17 protein-coding genes are annotated in these 17,162 nt (G+C 71.7%); 5 read left to right on the top strand and 12 right to left on the bottom strand.

All coding sequences use genetic code 11. The annotated features are described in order from the left end of the window. Positions 1-24: 24 nt before the first annotated feature. Entirely contained in the window at positions 25-1,476 is a 1,452-nt protein-coding gene (locus AQJ64_RS35375) for an aminotransferase-like domain-containing protein (RefSeq protein ID WP_059203310.1), read from the bottom strand. Between AQJ64_RS35375 and AQJ64_RS35370 the strand changes: the two genes are divergently transcribed. Together AQJ64_RS35370 and AQJ64_RS35365 are read left to right on the top strand one after the other, a co-directional pair. Further along, a complete protein-coding gene (locus tag AQJ64_RS35370; RefSeq protein ID WP_055634550.1) occupies positions 1,475-2,389 on the top strand; it encodes a DMT family transporter in 915 nt (304 codons plus the stop codon). The two genes, AQJ64_RS35375 and AQJ64_RS35370, sit on opposite strands and share 2 nt — an antisense overlap. Positions 2,390-2,511: 122 nt before the next feature. Beyond that, a complete protein-coding gene (locus tag AQJ64_RS35365) occupies positions 2,512-2,715 on the top strand; it encodes a DUF1918 domain-containing protein (protein ID WP_055634549.1) in 204 nt (67 codons plus the stop codon). A gap of 1 nt (position 2,716) precedes the next feature. Here AQJ64_RS35365 and AQJ64_RS35360 read toward each other — a convergent pair whose 3' ends face one another. Further along, positions 2,717-3,961 (bottom strand): glycoside hydrolase family 10-like protein, encoded by a 1,245-nt coding sequence (locus AQJ64_RS35360; protein WP_055634548.1) that lies wholly within the window; start codon positions 3,959-3,961, stop codon positions 2,717-2,719. A gap of 213 nt (positions 3,962-4,174) precedes the next feature. On the opposite strand from AQJ64_RS35360, the gene AQJ64_RS35355 reads away from it, so the two are divergent. Both AQJ64_RS35355 and AQJ64_RS35350 read left to right on the top strand, forming a co-directional pair. After that, positions 4,175-5,032, top strand: coding sequence for a 3-hydroxybutyryl-CoA dehydrogenase (locus AQJ64_RS35355; RefSeq protein WP_055634547.1), 858 nt, complete (start codon positions 4,175-4,177; stop codon positions 5,030-5,032). A 182-nt stretch (positions 5,033-5,214) separates the two neighbouring features. Beyond that, the gene (locus AQJ64_RS35350) at positions 5,215-5,472 is read left to right on the top strand and encodes a hypothetical protein (protein WP_055634546.1); all 258 of its coding nucleotides are present in this window, start codon (positions 5,215-5,217) and stop codon (positions 5,470-5,472) included. Here AQJ64_RS35350 and AQJ64_RS35345 read toward each other — a convergent pair. From AQJ64_RS35345 to infC, 10 genes are all read right to left on the bottom strand, one after another. Continuing rightward, positions 5,469-6,005: an NUDIX hydrolase gene (locus AQJ64_RS35345; protein WP_079062135.1), complete on the bottom strand. Its 537-nt coding sequence runs from the start codon at positions 6,003-6,005 to the stop codon at positions 5,469-5,471. The genes AQJ64_RS35350 and AQJ64_RS35345 overlap by 4 nt on opposite strands. Positions 6,006-6,236: 231 nt before the next feature. Next, entirely contained in the window at positions 6,237-7,577 is a 1,341-nt protein-coding gene (locus AQJ64_RS35340; RefSeq protein ID WP_055634544.1) for an NsdA family TPR-like regulatory protein, read from the bottom strand. Between the two features lie 208 nt (positions 7,578-7,785). Then, a complete protein-coding gene (locus AQJ64_RS35335) occupies positions 7,786-8,796 on the bottom strand; it encodes a PP2C family protein-serine/threonine phosphatase (RefSeq protein WP_055634543.1) in 1,011 nt (336 codons plus the stop codon). Positions 8,797-8,939: 143 nt separating this feature from the next. Then, positions 8,940-11,453 carry a phenylalanine--tRNA ligase subunit beta gene (gene pheT / locus AQJ64_RS35330; RefSeq protein WP_055634542.1) on the bottom strand — a complete coding sequence of 838 codons (2,514 nt, stop codon included), beginning with the start codon at positions 11,451-11,453 and terminating at the stop codon, positions 8,940-8,942. After that, positions 11,453-12,574: a phenylalanine--tRNA ligase subunit alpha gene (gene pheS, locus AQJ64_RS35325; protein WP_055634541.1), complete on the bottom strand. Its 1,122-nt coding sequence runs from the start codon at positions 12,572-12,574 to the stop codon at positions 11,453-11,455. Before pheS ends, pheT begins: the two co-directional genes overlap by 1 nt. 138 nt (positions 12,575-12,712) lie before the next feature. After that, the gene (locus tag AQJ64_RS35320; RefSeq protein ID WP_055634540.1) at positions 12,713-13,828 is read right to left on the bottom strand and encodes a sensor histidine kinase; all 1,116 of its coding nucleotides are present in this window, start codon (positions 13,826-13,828) and stop codon (positions 12,713-12,715) included. Between the two features lie 54 nt (positions 13,829-13,882). After that, complete coding sequence (locus AQJ64_RS35315) at positions 13,883-14,734, bottom strand: TrmH family RNA methyltransferase (protein WP_059203309.1); 852 nt, start codon at positions 14,732-14,734, stop codon at positions 13,883-13,885. A gap of 199 nt (positions 14,735-14,933) precedes the next feature. After that, positions 14,934-15,317: a 50S ribosomal protein L20 gene (gene rplT / locus AQJ64_RS35310; protein WP_010350261.1), complete on the bottom strand. Its 384-nt coding sequence runs from the start codon at positions 15,315-15,317 to the stop codon at positions 14,934-14,936. Positions 15,318-15,418: 101 nt separating this feature from the next. Then, positions 15,419-15,613 carry a 50S ribosomal protein L35 gene (gene rpmI, locus AQJ64_RS35305; protein ID WP_004933563.1) on the bottom strand — a complete coding sequence of 65 codons (195 nt, stop codon included), beginning with the start codon at positions 15,611-15,613 and terminating at the stop codon, positions 15,419-15,421. A gap of 111 nt (positions 15,614-15,724) precedes the next feature. Continuing rightward, entirely contained in the window at positions 15,725-16,396 is a 672-nt protein-coding gene (gene infC / locus AQJ64_RS35300; RefSeq protein ID WP_079062133.1) for a translation initiation factor IF-3, read from the bottom strand. 395 nt (positions 16,397-16,791) lie between these two features. Here infC and AQJ64_RS35295 point away from each other — a divergent pair. Beyond that, positions 16,792-17,162 (top strand): DUF1844 domain-containing protein (locus AQJ64_RS35295; RefSeq protein WP_055638854.1); only part of this gene is annotated, 371 nt, incomplete at its 3' end.

The following is a 17,162-nucleotide window of genomic DNA, read 5'->3' as shown; positions in this document are numbered from 1 at the left end:
CGGATCCTCACAGCGGGCGGCACGTCATGTCGAACGATTTGCCGGGAGCACCTCGTCGCAGGCCGCGCGCAGCCGTCGTACCCCCTCCGCGATCTCCTCCGTGCCCGCGACGGCCGCGAAGCTCAGCCGGACGTGGGCGGCCGGGGGTTCGGCGCTGAAGTACGGACGGCCGGGGGTGAGGGCGACACCGGCGCGCAGGGCGGCCGCCGTGAACACGGTCTCCTCCGTACCGTCGGGCAGCCGGAGCCACAGGTGGTAGCCGCCGGACGGGATGTGCGGGAGGGCGAGTTCGGGCAGGCGCAGCCGGAGCGCGGAGGTCATCGCGTCCCTGCGGGCGCGGAGTTCGGCGGCGACGGTCCGCAGATGGCGCGGCCAGGCGGGCGAGCCGACGAGCTCCAGGGCCGCCTCCTGGAGCGGGCGGGGCACGAAGAAGGTGTCGACGACCTGGATCGCGCGCAGCCGTTCCAGCACCGGTCCGCGCGCGGCGAGGGCGCACACCCGGAAGCTGGGCGAGGTCGCCTTGGTGAGCGAGCCGACGTGGACGACGACTCCGTCGGGGTCGTCGGCGGCGAGCGGGCGGGGCAGGGGGCCCGCGTCCTCGTGCGCGAGCCGGCGTACGAAGTCGTCCTCGACGACGAAGGCGCCCGCCTCCCGTGCGATGCGCAGCACCTCGCCGCGCCGGGCGGGGGCGAGGACGGCGCCGGTCGGGTTCTGGAACAGCGGCTGGCAGACGAACACCCGGGCGCCGGTGGCGCGGAAGGCGTCGGCGAGCAGGTCCGGCTTCACGCCGTCGGCGTCGACCGGGACGGGAACCGGGCGCAGACCCGCCGAGCGGGCGATGGCGAGCATGCCGGGGTAGGTCGGCGATTCGACGAGGACCGGCGCGCCGGGCGGGGCGAGGGCGCGCAGGGCGGTGGTCAGCGCCGCCTGACCGCCGGCGCTGACCAGTACCTCGGCCGCGCCGACGCTCCCGCCGATGGTGCGGGCGAACCACTCCCGCAGCTCCGGCAGGCCCTCCATCGGAGGCCGTCCCCAGGCGCCGGGCCGGCGTCCGGCGCGGGCCAGGGCCTCGGACATGGCGCGCTCGGGTTGCAGCGAGGGGTGCAGATAGCCTCCGTTGAACTCGACCACACCGGGCGGCGGGGCGGCCAGGGAGACGGTGACGCCGGTGGCGTCGGCCGAGCGCGGGACGCGGTCGGCGGCGCCGTCCGCGCTGAGGGCGACCTCCTGCCAGGAGGTGTCCCCCGCGGGTACGGCCGCGGGGCGGGGCCGGGCCCGGAACGCGCCGGCCCCGGGCCGGGTCACCACCAGTCCCTCGGCCGCCAGTTGGGCGAGCGCCCGCGAGACGGTCACCGGGCTCACCCGGAACCGTTCGACCAGTGTCCGGCTCGATGGGAGCTTTCCACCATGAGAGTAGCGGTCCAGCTCTCTTCGAAGTCGATCCGCCAGGTCACCCACACTGCTACGCTCTTGCATGAAGACACAGAGTAGCGCTATCGCGCCGCCCTCGATAGCGGTCAGCACCCCGCCCGCCCGCGGTCTCGGCACCCTCCAGGCGGCCCTCGGGGTCGTCGCCTTCTCCCTCACCTTCCCCGCCACCGCCTGGGGGCTGGAGGGCTTCGGCCCCTGGTCACTGGTGGCGGTGCGCAGTGTGCTGGCCGCGCTGGTCGCGGGCGGGTGTCTGCTGGCGCTGCGGGTACCGGTGCCCGAGCGGCGGCACTGGGCGGGACTCGCGGTGGTGGCCGGCGGCGTGGTCGTCGGCTTCCCGCTCCTGACCACCCTCGCGCTCCGGACCTCCACCACGGCCCATGCCGCCGTCGTCGTCGGCCTGCTGCCGCTGACCACCGCGCTGCTGTCCGCCCTGCGCATGGGCACCCGGCCCTCGCGCACCTTCTGGACGGCGGCGTTCGCGGGGGCCGCCGCGGTGGTGGCGTTCACCGTGCAGCAGAGCGGCGGGGCGCTGACCAGCTCCGATCTCTATCTGTTCGGGGCGCTGCTGGTGTGCGCGGCCGGCTACACGGAGGGCGGCCGGCTGGCCCGGGTGATGCCGGGCTGGCAGGTGATCGGCTGGGCGCTGGTCTTCTGTCTGCCGCTCGGGGTGCCCGCCGCCGCCCTCGCCCTGGCCCACGAGCCCGTCGCACTGACCGCGCACAGCGTGGCCGGGCTGGTGTGGCTGGCAGCCGGCTCGCAGTTCCTCGGCCTGGTGGTCTGGTACCGGGGCATGGCGGCCATCGGCATCCCGAAGGCCAGCCAGTTGCAGTTGGCGCAGCCGCTGCTCACACTGGTGTGGTCGGTGCTGCTGCTGGGCGAACACCTCACGCCCGCCGCACCGCTGACCGCGGCGGCGGTACTGGTCTGCATCGCCGTCACCCAGCGGGCGCGGGGCTAGGGCCGCACAAGCGCAGGCCCCGGGATGCCAGGGCCCGCAATCCCGGCGCGAGCCGGGAGGCAGACCCTGGAATCGACACCACGGACCACTGCTCCCTTCCACACGGCGAGGAGGCCCCGCAGATGCGTGCAACCGCGGGCGACCAGTTTGTCCAGCACGGCAGGGTGGTCGGCCAACACGACAAGGTCGGCGAGATCGTCGAAGTACTGGGCCAGGACGGCAACCCGCCGTTCCGCGTCCGCTTCACCGACGGGCACGTGGGCGTGTGCTCACCCGGCCCCGACACCGAGATCCGTCACCGGACCGCGTCCGAGGAACAGCGGTAGATCAGCGCGGGGGCTTCGCCGACTGCCCGTAGTGGTCGGCGACCACCCGCGCCATCGCCCCGATCCGGTCCGTCCGTACGTCCTTGGCGGCGAAGAAGACATGCCCGCGTGCCTGCGGGTACTTCTTCGCCAGCGTGAGGTGCCTGCTCAGTTCGGCCTTGGCCGACCAGGCCGCGGGCTGCCCCGAGGCGCCCGCCTTGTACAGGCCCTCGCCGAGGTAGAGCCGGGTCCGGCTGCCCTTGACCGCCTCCGCCCACCAGGGCACGAGCTTGGCGTAGTCGGCGGCGGAGTTGCCGATCTCCCAGTAGAGCTGCGGGACGACGTAGTCGAGCCAGCCCTCCTTCACCCACTTCCGGCTGTCCGCGTAGATCTCGTCGTACGACTGGAAGGCGCGGGTGTCCGAGCCGCGTGAGTCGGTGGAGGCGTTGCGCCACACCCCGAACGGGCTGATGCCGAACTGGGTGCCCGGGCGGACGGCCTTGATGCGGGCGGCCATCTCCCGCACCAGCTTGTTGACGTTGTCCCGCCGCCAGGCGGCCCGGGTGGTGAAGGTGCCGCCGTGGGCGTCGTACGCGTCGTCGTCGTCGAAGGACTGGCCCGCGACCGGGTAGGGGTAGAAGTAGTCGTCGAAGTGGACCGCGTCGACGGGGTACCTCTTGACCGCGTCCAGCATCGCGTCCTGGACGAAGGCGCGGACCGCCGGCAGCCCCGGGTTGTAGTAGAGCCTGCCGCCGTACTCCACCGCCCAGTCCGGGTGTTTGCGGACCGGGTGGGCGGCGACCAGCCTGGAGCGGTCGGCGTGGGTGGCGACCCGGTACGGGTTGAACCAGGCGTGCAGTTCGAGGCCGCGGGCGTGGGCCTCGGTGACGGCGGTGCCCAGCGGGTCCCAGCCCGGTGACTTGCCCTGGGTGCCGGTGAGGACCTGCGACCAGGGCTCGTAGGGGGACGGCCACAGCGCGTCGGCCGTGGGCCGCACCTGGAAGACCACCGTGTTGAGCCGGTTACGGACCGCCAGGTCCAGCCAGTCGATCAGCTCCTTGCGCTGCTGGGCTGCGGTCAGCCCCGGCTTGGACGGCCAGTCGCGGTTGGCCACCGTGGCGAGCCACATGCCCCGCATCTCGGCCGTCGCCCGGCTCTCCCCCGCTCCGCCCTGCGCGGGAGCGGGGGCCGCCGTGCCCGCCGTGCCCGCCGTGGTGAACGCCGACAGCGCCGCAAGCGCGAACGCCCTCCGGGTCAGTCGCCCCATCGCACCCATCCCTGTGTCACGCCATGGATCCGCTCGGTCACGGATCGTCTCCGCGCACAGCATGCACCGCCCCCGGTGATCGATCATCGATACCTGCTAGTAACGTGCACGATCGGAGCAGGCAGACCGCAACCCGGCGGACCTGTCCCAGGCAACGGACTCAGAGCCGGCGTCACCGCCAGAGTCAGAGTGAGAGTCAGCGAAGGGGACGATGTGACGGACATCGAACGCGTCGGAGTCGTGGGCTGCGGCCAGATGGGAGCGGGCATCGCCGAGGTCTGCGCCCGCGCCGGACTCGACGTCAAGGTCGCCGAGACCACCGGTGAGGCCCTGGAGTTCGGCCGGACCCGGCTGTTCGGCTCCCTGGCCAAGGCCGCCGAGCGCGGCAAGATCTCCGCGGCGGAGCGGGACGCGACGCAGGCGCGGCTGAGCTTCACCACGGACCTCGGCGAGTTCGCCGACCGGGACCTCGTCATCGAGGCCGTCGTGGAGAACGAGCAGGTCAAGACGGAGATCTTCCAGGTCCTCGACCAGGTGGTGAGCCGCCCGGACGCCATCCTGGCCTCCAACACCTCCTCCATCCCGCTGGTGAAGCTGGCGGTCGCCACCTCGCGGCCCGACCAGGTCGTCGGCATCCACTTCTTCAACCCGGCCCCCGTGCAGAAGCTGGTCGAGCTGATCCCGGCGCTGACCACCTCCGAGGGCACGCTGAGCCGGGCGCAGCTGTTCGCCGAGAAGGTGCTGGGCAAGCACGCGATCCGCGCCCAGGACCGCTCCGGCTTCGTCGTCAACGCGCTGCTGATCCCGTATCTGCTCTCCGCGATCAGGATGTTCGAGACGGGCATCGCCAGCCGCGAGGACATCGACAACGGCATGGAGATGGGCTGCGCCCACCCGATGGGCCCGCTGAAGCTGTCCGACCTGATCGGCCTGGACACGGTCGCCTCGGTCGCGCAGTCGATGTACGACGAGTACAAGGAGCCGCTGTACGCCGCTCCCCCGCTGCTGGCGCGCATGGTGGACGCGGGCCGGCTGGGCCGCAAGACCGGCTCGGGGTTCTACACCTACTGATGATCCACCGTGGTCGACACGGGCCCGGCGCTCTGCGGAGTGCCGGGCCCGTGTGTTTCACACACCGTGTGCACGGCGGGCCCGCATATGCCGCGCGCACACGCTCCCCGCCGGCCCACCGGGCGAGTTGACTCACCATGCACATGCAGGGATGTGAGTCGACCACGGAAAGGAGCGGACACGTGACCGCCGATCCCGAGCATCCCGTCGTCCATGGAGAACTCGCGGAGTTACGTCGCCGGCTGGACGTGGCCTACGCCCGCGTCGAGGGCGGGCTGGCCCTGATCACCCATCGCACCGAGGAGACCGCCAAGGAGCTGGACGAGCTGAACGCCCGTATGGTCTCGCTGGAACACACACGCTGGCCGCTGCCCTCGCTCGCGGCGCTCACCGCGCTGGGGGCGCTCGTCGTGACGCTCTGGCAGGCGCTGGCCCGCTAGTCCCCCGTCAGCCTGAGGTGGTGCAACAGCATCAACGCGGCCGCCATGTTGGCGGCCGGGACCTCCCCTCGCGCGACCAGGTCGGGTACGACCTTCAGGGGGACCCACTCCCGTCGGTCCGACTCGAAGTCGTCCACGGGGTGTCCCACGTACTCGCCCCGGTCCGCCCAGTAGATGTGGTGGACGGCGTCGGTGAGACCGTTGGACGGCTCCACGCTCATGAGGTGGTGCAGGGGCCCCGGCCGCCAGCCGGTCTCCTCCTCGAGTTCCCTGGCGGCCGCGCGGGCGATGTCCTCGCCGTCCTCGACGACGCCCGCCGCGAGTTCCCAGCCCCAGCTGTCGGTGATGAAACGGTGGCGCCACAGGAGCAGGACCTCGTTCGCCTCGTTGACCACCGTGGCCACGGCGACGGGCCGCAGGCGTATCAGGAAGTGGTCCAGGTGCCGGCCGTCCGGCAGCTCCACATCGGCCAGGTTGACGCTGAACCAGCGGTTTTCATACACAGTTTGTTCGTTCTGTTTCGTCCACTGCACGGTTCTGCCACCTTCCGTCGGGTGAGTGGCAATATCGCAGCAGGGACTGTGGAGCGCCCCGGAGGTCTAGTGCCGCGGCAGGCAACGTTTGCCCGTCAAGGAGCGGCGTCCGGTGCGTGCTCTCGGCGTGCCGGCCGGAAGTCCTCGTACTGGACGTACTTGGGCTTTCGGCCGGTGCGGCGAGAGTGCGTGCCGGGCGTCGCGACGGGGCGAACGTTGCCTGCCGCGGCACTAGAGCGGTACGCGCAGTGCTCCGTCGATGAGTTCGGCCGCCTCGGCGGTGCCCGAACAGCCGCTGCGCACCAGGTGTTCGCGCACCGCCCGGAGTCTGTCGCGCAGCCGCTGGGACTCCATTCCCCGGGCCTGTTCGGCCATCCGGACGGCGGTGACCACGGCCTTGTCGGCATGGCCCTGGCGCAGTTCGATCGTGCTGAGCATGGCGAGCCGGTGCACCCGGCCCCGGTCGTGCGCGGGCGTGCCGACCGCGGCCTGGGCGTGTTCGGCGGCCGCGGCGATCTCACCGAGGCTGAGCAGCGCCTCCGCCACCTGCACGTTCACCAGACCGGGCTGGACATAGCCGGTCTCGTCGGGTTCGACGCCCCGCCGGATGCGATCGGCGGCCGTCTCCGCCCGCCGAATGCACGACAGCGCGCTCGTACCGTCGCCGAGGTGGGCGTACGCCTTGGCCTGCATCGCGTACAGATCGGAGGACAGGGCGGGGGTGATGTGCTTGCCGGCGGCCCGCAGCGCGGCCTCCGCGAAGGCGACGGCCTGCCGGTACTCCCGCATGAACAGCGACTGGTTGACGAGGAGGGCGATGACGTACGCGCCAAGTCCCCGGTCCCCGCTGGCCTTGGCGAGTCTGAGGGCCTGGTGGAAGTAGCGCTGGGCGAGGCCGTGCGCGTCGGAGTCGTAGGCGCAGATCCCGGCGACGGCCACCAACCCGCCGGTCGCCCGGTGCAGTTGACGCCCCGTCTCGTCGGTGTAGCTGCCGCGCAGCAGGGGCGCGGCCTCGGCGTTGAGGAAGCCGACGATACGGCTGCGGGTCGCGATGCCGCCCGCCTTGCGGTACATCTGCTCGTAGTGGGTGCGGGCGGCACGCAGCATCTCGAGGTCGGCGGAGGTGACGCGGTGCCGGCCGCCCCGGGAGACGTCGACGTCCTCGGGCGGGTTCTCCCACTCCCACACGGGCATCACGGCCGGCGTCCCGGTCATGGCGGGGGCGCCGAGGAGGTGGGGGCGCTGCTGCTCGTCGGAGCGCCACAGGGCGGTGGCGCGCTCGACGAAGCCGGAGAGGGAGGTGCCGTGCGGGGCGGACGGCTCGCCCGGTACGCCGAGGCCGATGTCGTCGAGGGTGACCGGCCGGTGCAGCCGGCCCGCGAGGACCTCGCAGATCAGATCGGGCACCTGGCCGCGCGGCCGCTGTCCCTTGAGCCATCTGGCGATCGCCGTGTGCTCGTAGCGCAGGGCGAGTCCGCGTGCCCGGCCGGCCTGGTTGACGTGGGCGGCGAGGCCCGCGTGCGAGATGCCCGCCTCGTCCAGGATCGCGTCGAGCAGAGTGTTGGGCTGCATTGGGTGCCCCCCGGTGCCTCGGTGCGGCCAGAGTAGTGGGTGCGTCTTCACACGGGGTGTGAACGGAGTGCGCGTATCCGTGCTGTGTGCGCGCTGTCGCGGAGAGTTTCCGCCCGGTTGACTGGAATGCCTCGCAAGAGGTTCGCCGGGCCGTCGGCTCCCCCTCGATAAGCGGCGGTCCGGCGTTGCGCTCCGCGGGTCGAGCGGGTCAGGGGTGCGTTGTCGGCTGCGGGTGGGTGGGGGTTGTTCGCACGGTTCCCCGCGCCCCCGGGTGGGGTGACAGCCGCGCGTTCTCAAGGACCAGTAAGGCGATGTCGTCGGTGGGTCTGCCCGCGGTGTGGCGGAGGATCGCCGCCAGGATCGTGCGGAGGATCTGCTGCGGGGAGACCGGGTGGTCATGGGCCGCCATCGTCAGGGCCTCCGGCAGGGAGAAGAAACGGCCCCGTGTGTCTCGCGCGTCCTCCGCGCCGTCCGTGAAGAAGATCAAGGAGTCGCCCTGGAGCAGGCGCCCGCAGGGTGTCGGCGGGAGCTCTCCGGGCAGGGGAAACAGACCCAGCGGTGGCAGGGGATCCGCGCGGCACAGTGGCTCCACGCCCGTGCCTCTCAGCAGGTACGGCCAGGGATGTCCGCAGTTCACGGCGTACGTCTCCCCGTTGGCGCGGATCTCCGCCAGCAGTACGGTGACGAACTCCTCCGCGACCGGGGTGTCGGAGTGACGCTCGCGCAGATGCCGGTCCAGAGCCCGCTCCAGCCTCCGCAGGAGCAGCCCCAGGTCGGGTTCGTCGTGGACGGTCTCACGGAAGCAGCCGAGGAGGGCGGCCACCGTGCCGAGGGCGGGCAGCCCGTGGCCGCGGACGTCGCCCATCACGACCCGTACCCCGTGTTCGGTGGCGATGACCTCGTAGAGATCGCCGCCGACGGTGGCGCCACGGTCGGCGGAGAGCCGGGCCGCCGCCACGTCCAGCCCGTCGACCCGGGGCGGCAGGGGCCGCAGGAGCACGCTCTGGGCGGCCCCGGCCACCCTTCTGGCCTGGTTCAACTCCCGCAACAGGGCCTGTCGGACATGGAGTACGAGCCCGGTGCCGACCGCGAAGAACACGGCACTCGTGGCGATCCTGGCGACGAGCCCGTCCTGCCGGGCCAGCGGACAGATCAGCTTGTACGCGATCGCCAGAGCACCCCAGGCCGTGGGCAACAACGGCCACCTGATGCCGAACATGGTCGTTGGCCCCCCGTCCAAGGCCGCACAGCACAGATCGGACCGGCCTCGAAAGACCGGTCCGATTCTGTCGACGGGATGGCCCGCAAGGACCAGTTCGCCTCACCTTCTCACCCGGATGAGTGAAGAAACCCCACAGGACCTCAGCCCCGCAGAACGGCCCCCGTACGCTCGCCGGCCAGGGCGACCGCCGCATCCCGGGCAGCCGACGCCTCGTCGACCGTCAGCGTCCGGTCCCCGGCGCGGAAGCGCAACGCATAGGCCAGCGACTTCTTGCCGTCACCCAGCTGCTCGTCGTTGACGTACACGTCGAACAGCCGGATGCCCTCCAGCAGTTCACCCGCCCCCTCGCGCAGCGCGGCCTCGACGTCCGCGTGCGGGACGAAGGAGTCGACCACGAGGGCGACGTCCTGCGTGGCCACGGGGAACGTGGAGATGCTCGGCGCCTGCGGGGTGTCGTCGCCGACCGCCTCCAGGACGTCGAGGTTCAGCTCCATCGCGCAGGTGCGCGCGGGCAGGCCCAGCGCCTTCAGCACCCGGGGGTGCAGCTCGCCCGCGTGCCCGACGACCCGTTCGGTGCCCTCGGCGACGACCACGAACTCGGCGCAGCGACCGGGGTGCCAGGGCCCGTACTGGCCGCCGCGCACGATCAGGTCGGCACCGGCCTCGCGGGCGACCGCGCGCCCCGCCTCGACGGCGTCGGCCCAGTCGGCCGGACGGCCCTTGCCCCACCAGCCGGCCTGCTCGCGGGCGCCCGTGAGGACGACGGCGACATGGCGCGGCTGCTCGGGGAGGACGGCGTCGAGCGCCGCGAGTTCCTGGTCGGTCGGGCGGCGGTCGACCGGGAGGTGACCGGCGACCCCGGCCCCCTCGCGGGGGTGGAAGACCAGGCCGGTCTCGAACAGCGCGAGGTCATGGCTGCCCCGGCCGTCGTTGCGCCGCAGGGCGCCCAGCAGGCCCGGCAGCAGCGACGTACGGAGCGCGGGCTCCTCGTCGTTGAGCGGGTTGGTGAGCTTGACGACGCGGCGGGCCGGGTCGTCGGCGGCCAGGCCGAGCTGGTCGAAGACGCCCTCGCCGATGAACGGGTAGTTCGGGGCCTCGACGTAACCGGCGCCGGCCAGGGCGCGGCCGACGCGCCGGTGCAGGCGCTGGCGGTGGGTGAGACCGCGGCCCGAGGGGGGCTTGGGCAGCGTGGAGGGCAGGTTCTCGTAGCCCTCCAGGCGGATGACCTCCTCCGCGAGGTCGTTGATCTCGGCGAGGTCGGGCCGCCAGGACGGCACGGTGACGATCAGCTCGTCCTGCCCGTAGACGTCGCAGCCGATCTCCTGGAGGCGGCGGACGACGGTCTCGCGGCCGTAGACGACGCCCGCGACCTTGTCGGGGTGGTTCGCCGGCACGGTGATGGTGTGCGGGCCGGACGGGGTGACGACCTCGGTGACGCCCGCGTCGGCCGTACCGCCCGCGAGCAGCACCAGCAGGTCGACCGTGCGCTGGGCGGCGGCCGCCGCGGCGGCCGGGTCGACACCGCGCTCGAAGCGGCGCGAGGCCTCGGAGGACAGCTTGTGCCGGCGGGCCGTGCGCGCGATGGACACCGCGTCGAAGTGGGCGGCCTCGATGACCACGTCACCGGTGGACTTCTCGGTGTCGTCGTGGTCGGCGATCTCGGTGTCGGCACCGCCCATGACGCCCGCGAGGCCGATCGGGCCGCGGTCGTCGGTGATGACCAGGTCCTCGGCGTGGAGCTTGCGGGTGACGCCGTCGAGGGTGACGATCCGCTCCCCCTCCCGGGCCCGGCGGACGCCGATGGTGCCCTGGACCAGCGAGCGGTCGTAGGCGTGCAGCGGCTGGCCCAGCTCCGTCATCACGTAGTTGGTGACGTCGACGGCGAGGGAGATCGGGCGCATGCCGACCTTCTGGAGCCGGCGCTTCAGCCAGATCGGGGAGCGCGCCTCGGGGCTCAGACCGGTGACGGTGCGGGCGGTGAAGCGGTCGCAGCCGAGCGGCTCGGAGACCTGCACCGGGTAGCCGAAGGCGTTCGGGGCCGGTACGTCGATCAGGGCGGGGTCGCGCAGCGGCAGACCGTAGGCGATGGCGGCCTCGCGGGCGACACCGCGCAGGGACAGGCAGTCGCCGCGGTTGGCGGTGACGGCGATGTCCAGGACCTCGTCGACCAGCTCCAGCAGCTCGATGGCGTCCTTGCCGACCTCGGTCTCCGGGGGCAGCACGATGATGCCCTTGGTGCCGTCGTCGCCCATGCCCAGCTCGTCGCTGGAGCAGATCATGCCGTGCGAGGTCTTGCCGTAGGTCTTGCGGGCGGCGATGGCGAAGCCGCCGGGCAGGACGGCGCCCGGGAGGACGACGACGACCTTGTCGCCGACGGAGAAGTTGCGGGCGCCGCAGACGATCTCCTGCGGCTCGCCGGTGCCGTTGGCGGTGCCGACGTCGACGGTGCAGAAGCGGATCGGCTTCTTGAAGCCCTCCAGCTCCTCGATGGTCAGCACCTGACCGACGACGAGGGGGCCCTTGAGGTCGGCGCCGAGCTGTTCGACCGTCTCGACCTCGAGGCCGGCGGAGACCAGCTTGGCCTGCACGTCACGGCCGGTCTCGGTGGCCGGGAGGTCGACGTACTCCCGCAGCCAGGAAAGCGGGACCCGCATCAGATCTCCATCCCGAAGGGCCGAGTGAACCGGACGTCACCCTCGACCATGTCTCGCATGTCTTCGACGTTGTGGCGGAACATCAGCAGCCGTTCGATGCCGAACCCGAACGCGAAGCCGCTGTACTTCTCGGGGTCGACGCCACAGGCGGTGAGCACCTTGGGGTTGACCATGCCGCAGCCGCCGAGCTCGATCCAGCCCTCGGAGGAGCAGGTGCGGCAGGGGCGGTCGGGGTTGCCGACGGACTCGCCGCGGCAGACGTAGCACACCATGTCCATCTCGGCGGACGGCTCGGTGAACGGGAAGAAGTTGGGCCGCAGCCGGGTCTTGATGCCCTCGCCGAACAGCGACTGGACCATGTGGTCCATGGTGCCCTTGAGGTCGGCCATGGTCAGGCCCTCGTCCACGGCGAGCAGCTCGACCTGGCGGAACACCGGGGTGTGCGTGGCGTCCAGCTCGTCGGTGCGGTAGACGACGCCGGGGCAGATCACATAGACCGGCAGCTCGCGCTCCATCAGGGAGCGGATCTGCACGGGCGAGGTGTGGGTGCGCAGCACGACACCGGACTCGGTGCCGCCGTCCGGGCCCTGCACGAAGAACGTGTCGGCCTCGCCGCGCGCCGGGTGGTCGGGGCCGATGTTCAGGGCGTCGAAGTTGAACCACTCGGCCTCGGCCTGCGGACCCTCGGCGACCTCGTAGCCCATGGCCACGAAGATGTCCTCGATGCGCTCCGAGAGCGTGGTGAGCGGGTGGCGGGCGCCGGCCGGTACGCGGTCGTACGGCAGGGTGACGTCCACCGCCTCCTCGACCAGCACCCGGGCGTCACGCTCGGCCTCCAGCTCCTCCTGGCGGCCGGCGAGGGCCTTGTTCACCGCGCCGCGGGCCTGGCCGACCACCTTGCCGGCGGCCGCCTTGGCATGCGGGGGCAGCGCGCCGATCTCGCGGTTGGCGAGCGCCAGCGGGGAGGTGCCGCCGGTGTGGGCGACCTTGGCCTCCTGGAGCGCGTCGAGGGAGTCCGCGGCGGCGAAGGCGGCGAGCGCCTCGTCCCGCATGCGCTCGATTTCTTCCGGTTTCAACGCCTCGACCTCGACAGGGTCGTACGACTTATTCGGTGCCGACATCTCTTCCCGTGCTTCCGATTGGCTGGCGGATGGTCCCCGTCACCGACTCTCGCGGCCAGTGCGTCATGGTTTTCGGGACACAAAGGTGCCAAAGGCCGAGTCTAACGGGGTGGAGGTGAACGAAGAGCCCGCGGGCCGTCAGGCGAGATACGCCGGGGCGCCCACGGGCAACGTAAATCGGAACTCGGCGCCGCCCTCGGGGGCGCGGCCGACCGTGATGGTGCCGCCGTGGGCTTCGACGATGCCCTTGACGATGTACAGCCCGAGGCCCGTGCCGCCGCGCTTGCTGCCCCGCCAGAAGCGGGTGAAGACGCGGTTCATGGACTCCTCCGGGATACCGGCACCCTCGTCGCTCACGGTGACCGACGTGCCGGTGTCCTCCCCTTCCCGGGGGGACGCGGCGGGCGTGACGTCAATCGTGACGGTTCCCTCGCCGTGGCGCACCGCATTTTCGATGAGGTTGCTGAGGACCTGGTCCACCTTGTCGGGGTCGGCCCACAGGGCGGGCAGCGGCTGCTGGATGCGGAGCAGGAAGCGGTCGGCGGGCTGCCCGGCGGCGACGTAGGCCTGGATGTGCCGTCCGACGGCGGCGCCTATGTCGACGGGCTGGCGGCGCACCTCCAGCCGTCCGCTGTCGATCCGCGAGATGTCCAGCAGCTCGGCGATGAGCCGGGTCACCCGGTCGGCGTCGGCGTCGACGGTCTCCAGCATCAGCCGCTTCTGGTCGTCGGTGAAGCGGGCCCATTTGGCGAGGAGTGTGGCGGTGAAGCCCTTGACGGAGGTGAGCGGGGAGCGCAGTTCGTGAGCGACGGTGGCGATCAGCTCGGCGTGGCTGCGCTCGGTGCGGCGGCGGGCCTCGGTGTCCCGCACGGAGACGACGACCCGGCGGACGGGTCCGGTGGGTCCGGTGCGGACGTACCGCGCGGTGACGAGCACCTCGCGGCCGCCGGGCAGCAGCAGGTTGCGCTCGGGCTGGCCGGTGCGGATGGCGAGCCCTCCGTAGGGGTCGGTGAGCTGCCACCAGCGGCGGCCCTCGAGGTCCTCTAACGGCAGGGCCTTCTCCAGCCGCTGCCCGAGGGCCTCCTCGGGCGGCACGGCGGTGATGCGCGCGGCGGCGGCGTTGAAGCAGATCACCCGCCCGTGCTCGTCGGCGACGACCAGCCCGTCGGGCAGGTCGTCGGGGTCGATGCCGAGTTCGGCCAGGTCAGCGGCAGGGCGGGCCGCTCCCGGTGCGCTGCTCGTGCCGACACTCATCCCCGTACCTCACCTCCCGTCCTCCCGGAGGAGGCCCCCGAGCACGTCACCCTACTAGCTCTCGGTGACGGAGCGGCACCCTCCGGAGGCGCGCTGTGCACGGGCCGATGCGTAGAGACATACGGCCGCGGCGGTCGCCAGGTTCAGGCTCTCGGCCTTTCCGTGGATCGGGACGCGTACGACGGCGTCGGCGAGGGCGCGGGTCTCCTCGGGCAGGCCCCAGGCCTCGTTGCCGAACACCCAGGCGGTGGGCCCGCCCATGGTGCCCTTGTCCAGCTCGTCGTCGAGGTCGTCCTGTCCCGCGCCGTCGGCGGCGAGGATCCGCACCCCGGCGCCCTTCAGCCCGGCCACGGCCCGCTCCACGGGGACCCCGACGGCGACGGGCAGATGGAACAGCGATCCGACGGAGGCCCGGACGGCCTTCGGGTTGTACAGGTCGACGGACGCGTCGGTCAGGACGACGGCCTCGGCGCCGGCGGCGTCGGCGCAGCGCAGGACGGTGCCGGCGTTGCCGGGGTCGCGCACATGCGCCAGTACGGCGACCAGCCGGGGCCGGGCGGCGAGGATCTCCTCGAAGGGCGTGTCGACGAACCGGCAGACCCCGACCAGCCCCTGCGGGGTGACGGTCGTGGAGATGTCCGCGATGACCTGCTCGTCGGCGAGATGGACGCGCGCGCCGGCGGCCCTGGTCTCCCCGACGATGTCGGCGTACCGCTCGGCGGCCTCGATCGTGGCGAACAGTTCCACGAGCGTGTCCTTGCCGTACGCCGCCGCCTCCCGCACGGCCTGCGGCCCCTCCGCGAGGAACAGCCGCTCCTTCCCCCGGAAGTTCCGCCGGGCAAGCCGTCGCGCGGCGGCCACACGGGGGGAACGGGGGGAGATCAGCTCGGGGCTGGCGGGGGGCATGTTCTGTTCACCTTCGGTATCAGTGCGGCTCGCGTGGCAGCGGGGGGCGACTGCACCCCCTGGGGGCGCGGGGAACGGAGCGGCCAGCCCCCGACGGCCGGCACCCGAACGGACGGCCTCGGCGGGCGTCAGCAGCAAAGGACCCGCAGGCTGAACCTGCGGGTCCTTCACTCACGTCGGCTCAAAGCCAGCGCCAGCGTCACGCGGCCTTGGGCGCGTTGACGTCCGCCGGCAGCGCCTTCTGCGCGACCTCGACGAGCGCGGCGAACGCGTTGGCGTCGTTCACGGCGAGCTCGGCCAGGATCTTGCGGTCGACCTCGACGTTCGCGGCCTTCAGACCCTGGATGAAGCGGTTGTAGGTGATGCCGTTGGCGCGGGCAGCGGCGTTGATGCGCTGGATCCACAGCTGACGGAAGTCGCCCTTGCGCTTCTTGCGGTCGTTGTAGTTGTAGACCAGCGAGTGGGTGACCTGCTCCTTGGCCTTGCGGTACAGGCGCGAACGCTGACCGCGGTAGCCGGAGGCCGCCTCGAGGATCGCCCGGCGCTTCTTGTGGGCGTTGACTGCCCGCTTGACGCGTGCCACTTGTTAACTCCTTGTAGCGGGGCCGTGGGTGTCGTCACACGGCCCGGAATCGATTGGGTCCCGGTCCAGACGTACGGCGCTCAGGCAAAGCGCCGCGTACGTCACTTGCCGAGAAGCTTCTTGATCTTCGCGGCGTCGCCCGGGGCCATCTCGGCGTTGCCGGTGAGGCGACGCGTCACTCGGGACGACTTGTGCTCGAGCAGGTGGCGCTTGCCGGCGCGCTCACGGAGCACCTTGCCGGAGCCGGTGACCTTGAAGCGCTTGCTGGCACCGCTGTGCGACTTGTTCTTCGGCATAGCGCCGTTCTCTCCTCGTCGGTGGCGCTCCGGTGCCCGGTCGTGAAACCGGGCACTGGGTGGAGCGTCGCTGCTGTGTGGGTTACATCCGGGGGACGTATGTCCCGCGGATCACGCCTCGGCGGAAGCCTCGGCAGGGGCCTCGGCCGCCTCGGCGGCCTCGGCGTCGGTGAACTCGGCGTCCGCGGGGTTCTGCGAGCGGCCGGGGTTGGCCTTCGCTTCGGCCTTGCGGGCCTCCTGCGCCTGACGGGCCTCGGCCATCGCCTCGGTCTTCTTCTTGTGCGGACCGAGAACCATGATCATGTTTCGGCCGTCCTGCTTCGGGTTCGACTCGACGAACCCGAGGTCCTGGACGTCCTCGGCGAGACGCTGCAGCAGTCGGTAGCCCAGCTCGGGCCGGGACTGCTCACGACCGCGGAACATGATCGTGATCTTGACCTTGTCGCCCTGCTTGAGGAACCGGACGACGTGACCCTTCTTGGTGTCATAGTCGTGCGGGTCGATCTTCGGCCGGAGCTTCATCTCCTTGATGACCGTGTGCGCCTGGTTCTTGCGCGCCTCACGGGCCTTCATGGCCGACTCGTACTTGAACTTCCCGTAGTCCATGAGCTTGCAGACCGGCGGACGGGCGTTCGCCGCGACCTCGACCAGGTCCAGGTCGTACTCCTGCGCAAGCTCCAGTGCCTTGGCCAGGGGAACGATGCCCACCTGCTCGCCACTGGGACCGACAAGTCGCACCTCTGGAACGCGAATCCGGTCGTTGATGCGGGGCTCGGCGCTGATGGATCCTCCTCGGTAGCACCACGCGACGGTCTGGCGGACGGCCGCGTAACGTCTGTGTCGTTAGACCTATAACCACGCCGAAGCACAAAAAATGCCCCGAACGATCACATGCGGGGGCTCCAAGCACTACCGGAGCACCGTCGCGGGGATCGCGGGGCGCACTACCGGGCGACTCCATCGTCCGTACGGAACGATGGCGGCCGCCTGACCGGGGTGACCCGCCGTCCCGGAGGACAGTCGGGTGGGAGCTCGGAGTCTCCACTTGTGGGCCGGGCCCGCCTGCTGGGTGGCACGCGTGTCCGACCGGTCGTTAATCGAGACTAGCAGCCCGGGCCGGGAACGGCGAATCGAGCCTCGGTACGGGGTCCGCGCGGCCTGCGCCTATCGTGTGGGGCATGAGTGAGACCTCCCCCGCCGGCTCCCCGGACCCCGCTTCCGCCGACTTCGACGAGATGACCCGCGACATCGCCGAGGTCCCGGCCGTCGAGGTGATCGTCACGGTCGCCGTCAACCTGATGAGCGCGGCCGCCGTGAAGCTCGGGCTCACCGAGGAGGGCGACAAGTACAAGGACCTCGACGAGGCCCGCAAGCTGGTCACCGCCCTCGCCGGACTGCTGGACGCGAGCGCGACCGAGATCAGTTCCTTCCACGCGGCTCCGCTGCGCGACGGCCTGAAGTCGCTCCAGCTGGCCTTCCGCGAGGCGTCGATCGTCCCGGACGAGCCGGGCCAGGGCCCGGGCGAGAAGTACACCGGGCCCGTCTACGG

The sequence above is a fragment of the Streptomyces griseoruber genome, from assembly GCF_001514205.1.
Classification (GTDB): Bacteria; Actinomycetota; Actinomycetes; order Streptomycetales; family Streptomycetaceae; genus Streptomyces; species Streptomyces griseoruber.
Note: the sequence above shows the minus strand (reverse complement) of the source record. Positions and strands in the feature narration are given on the sequence as shown.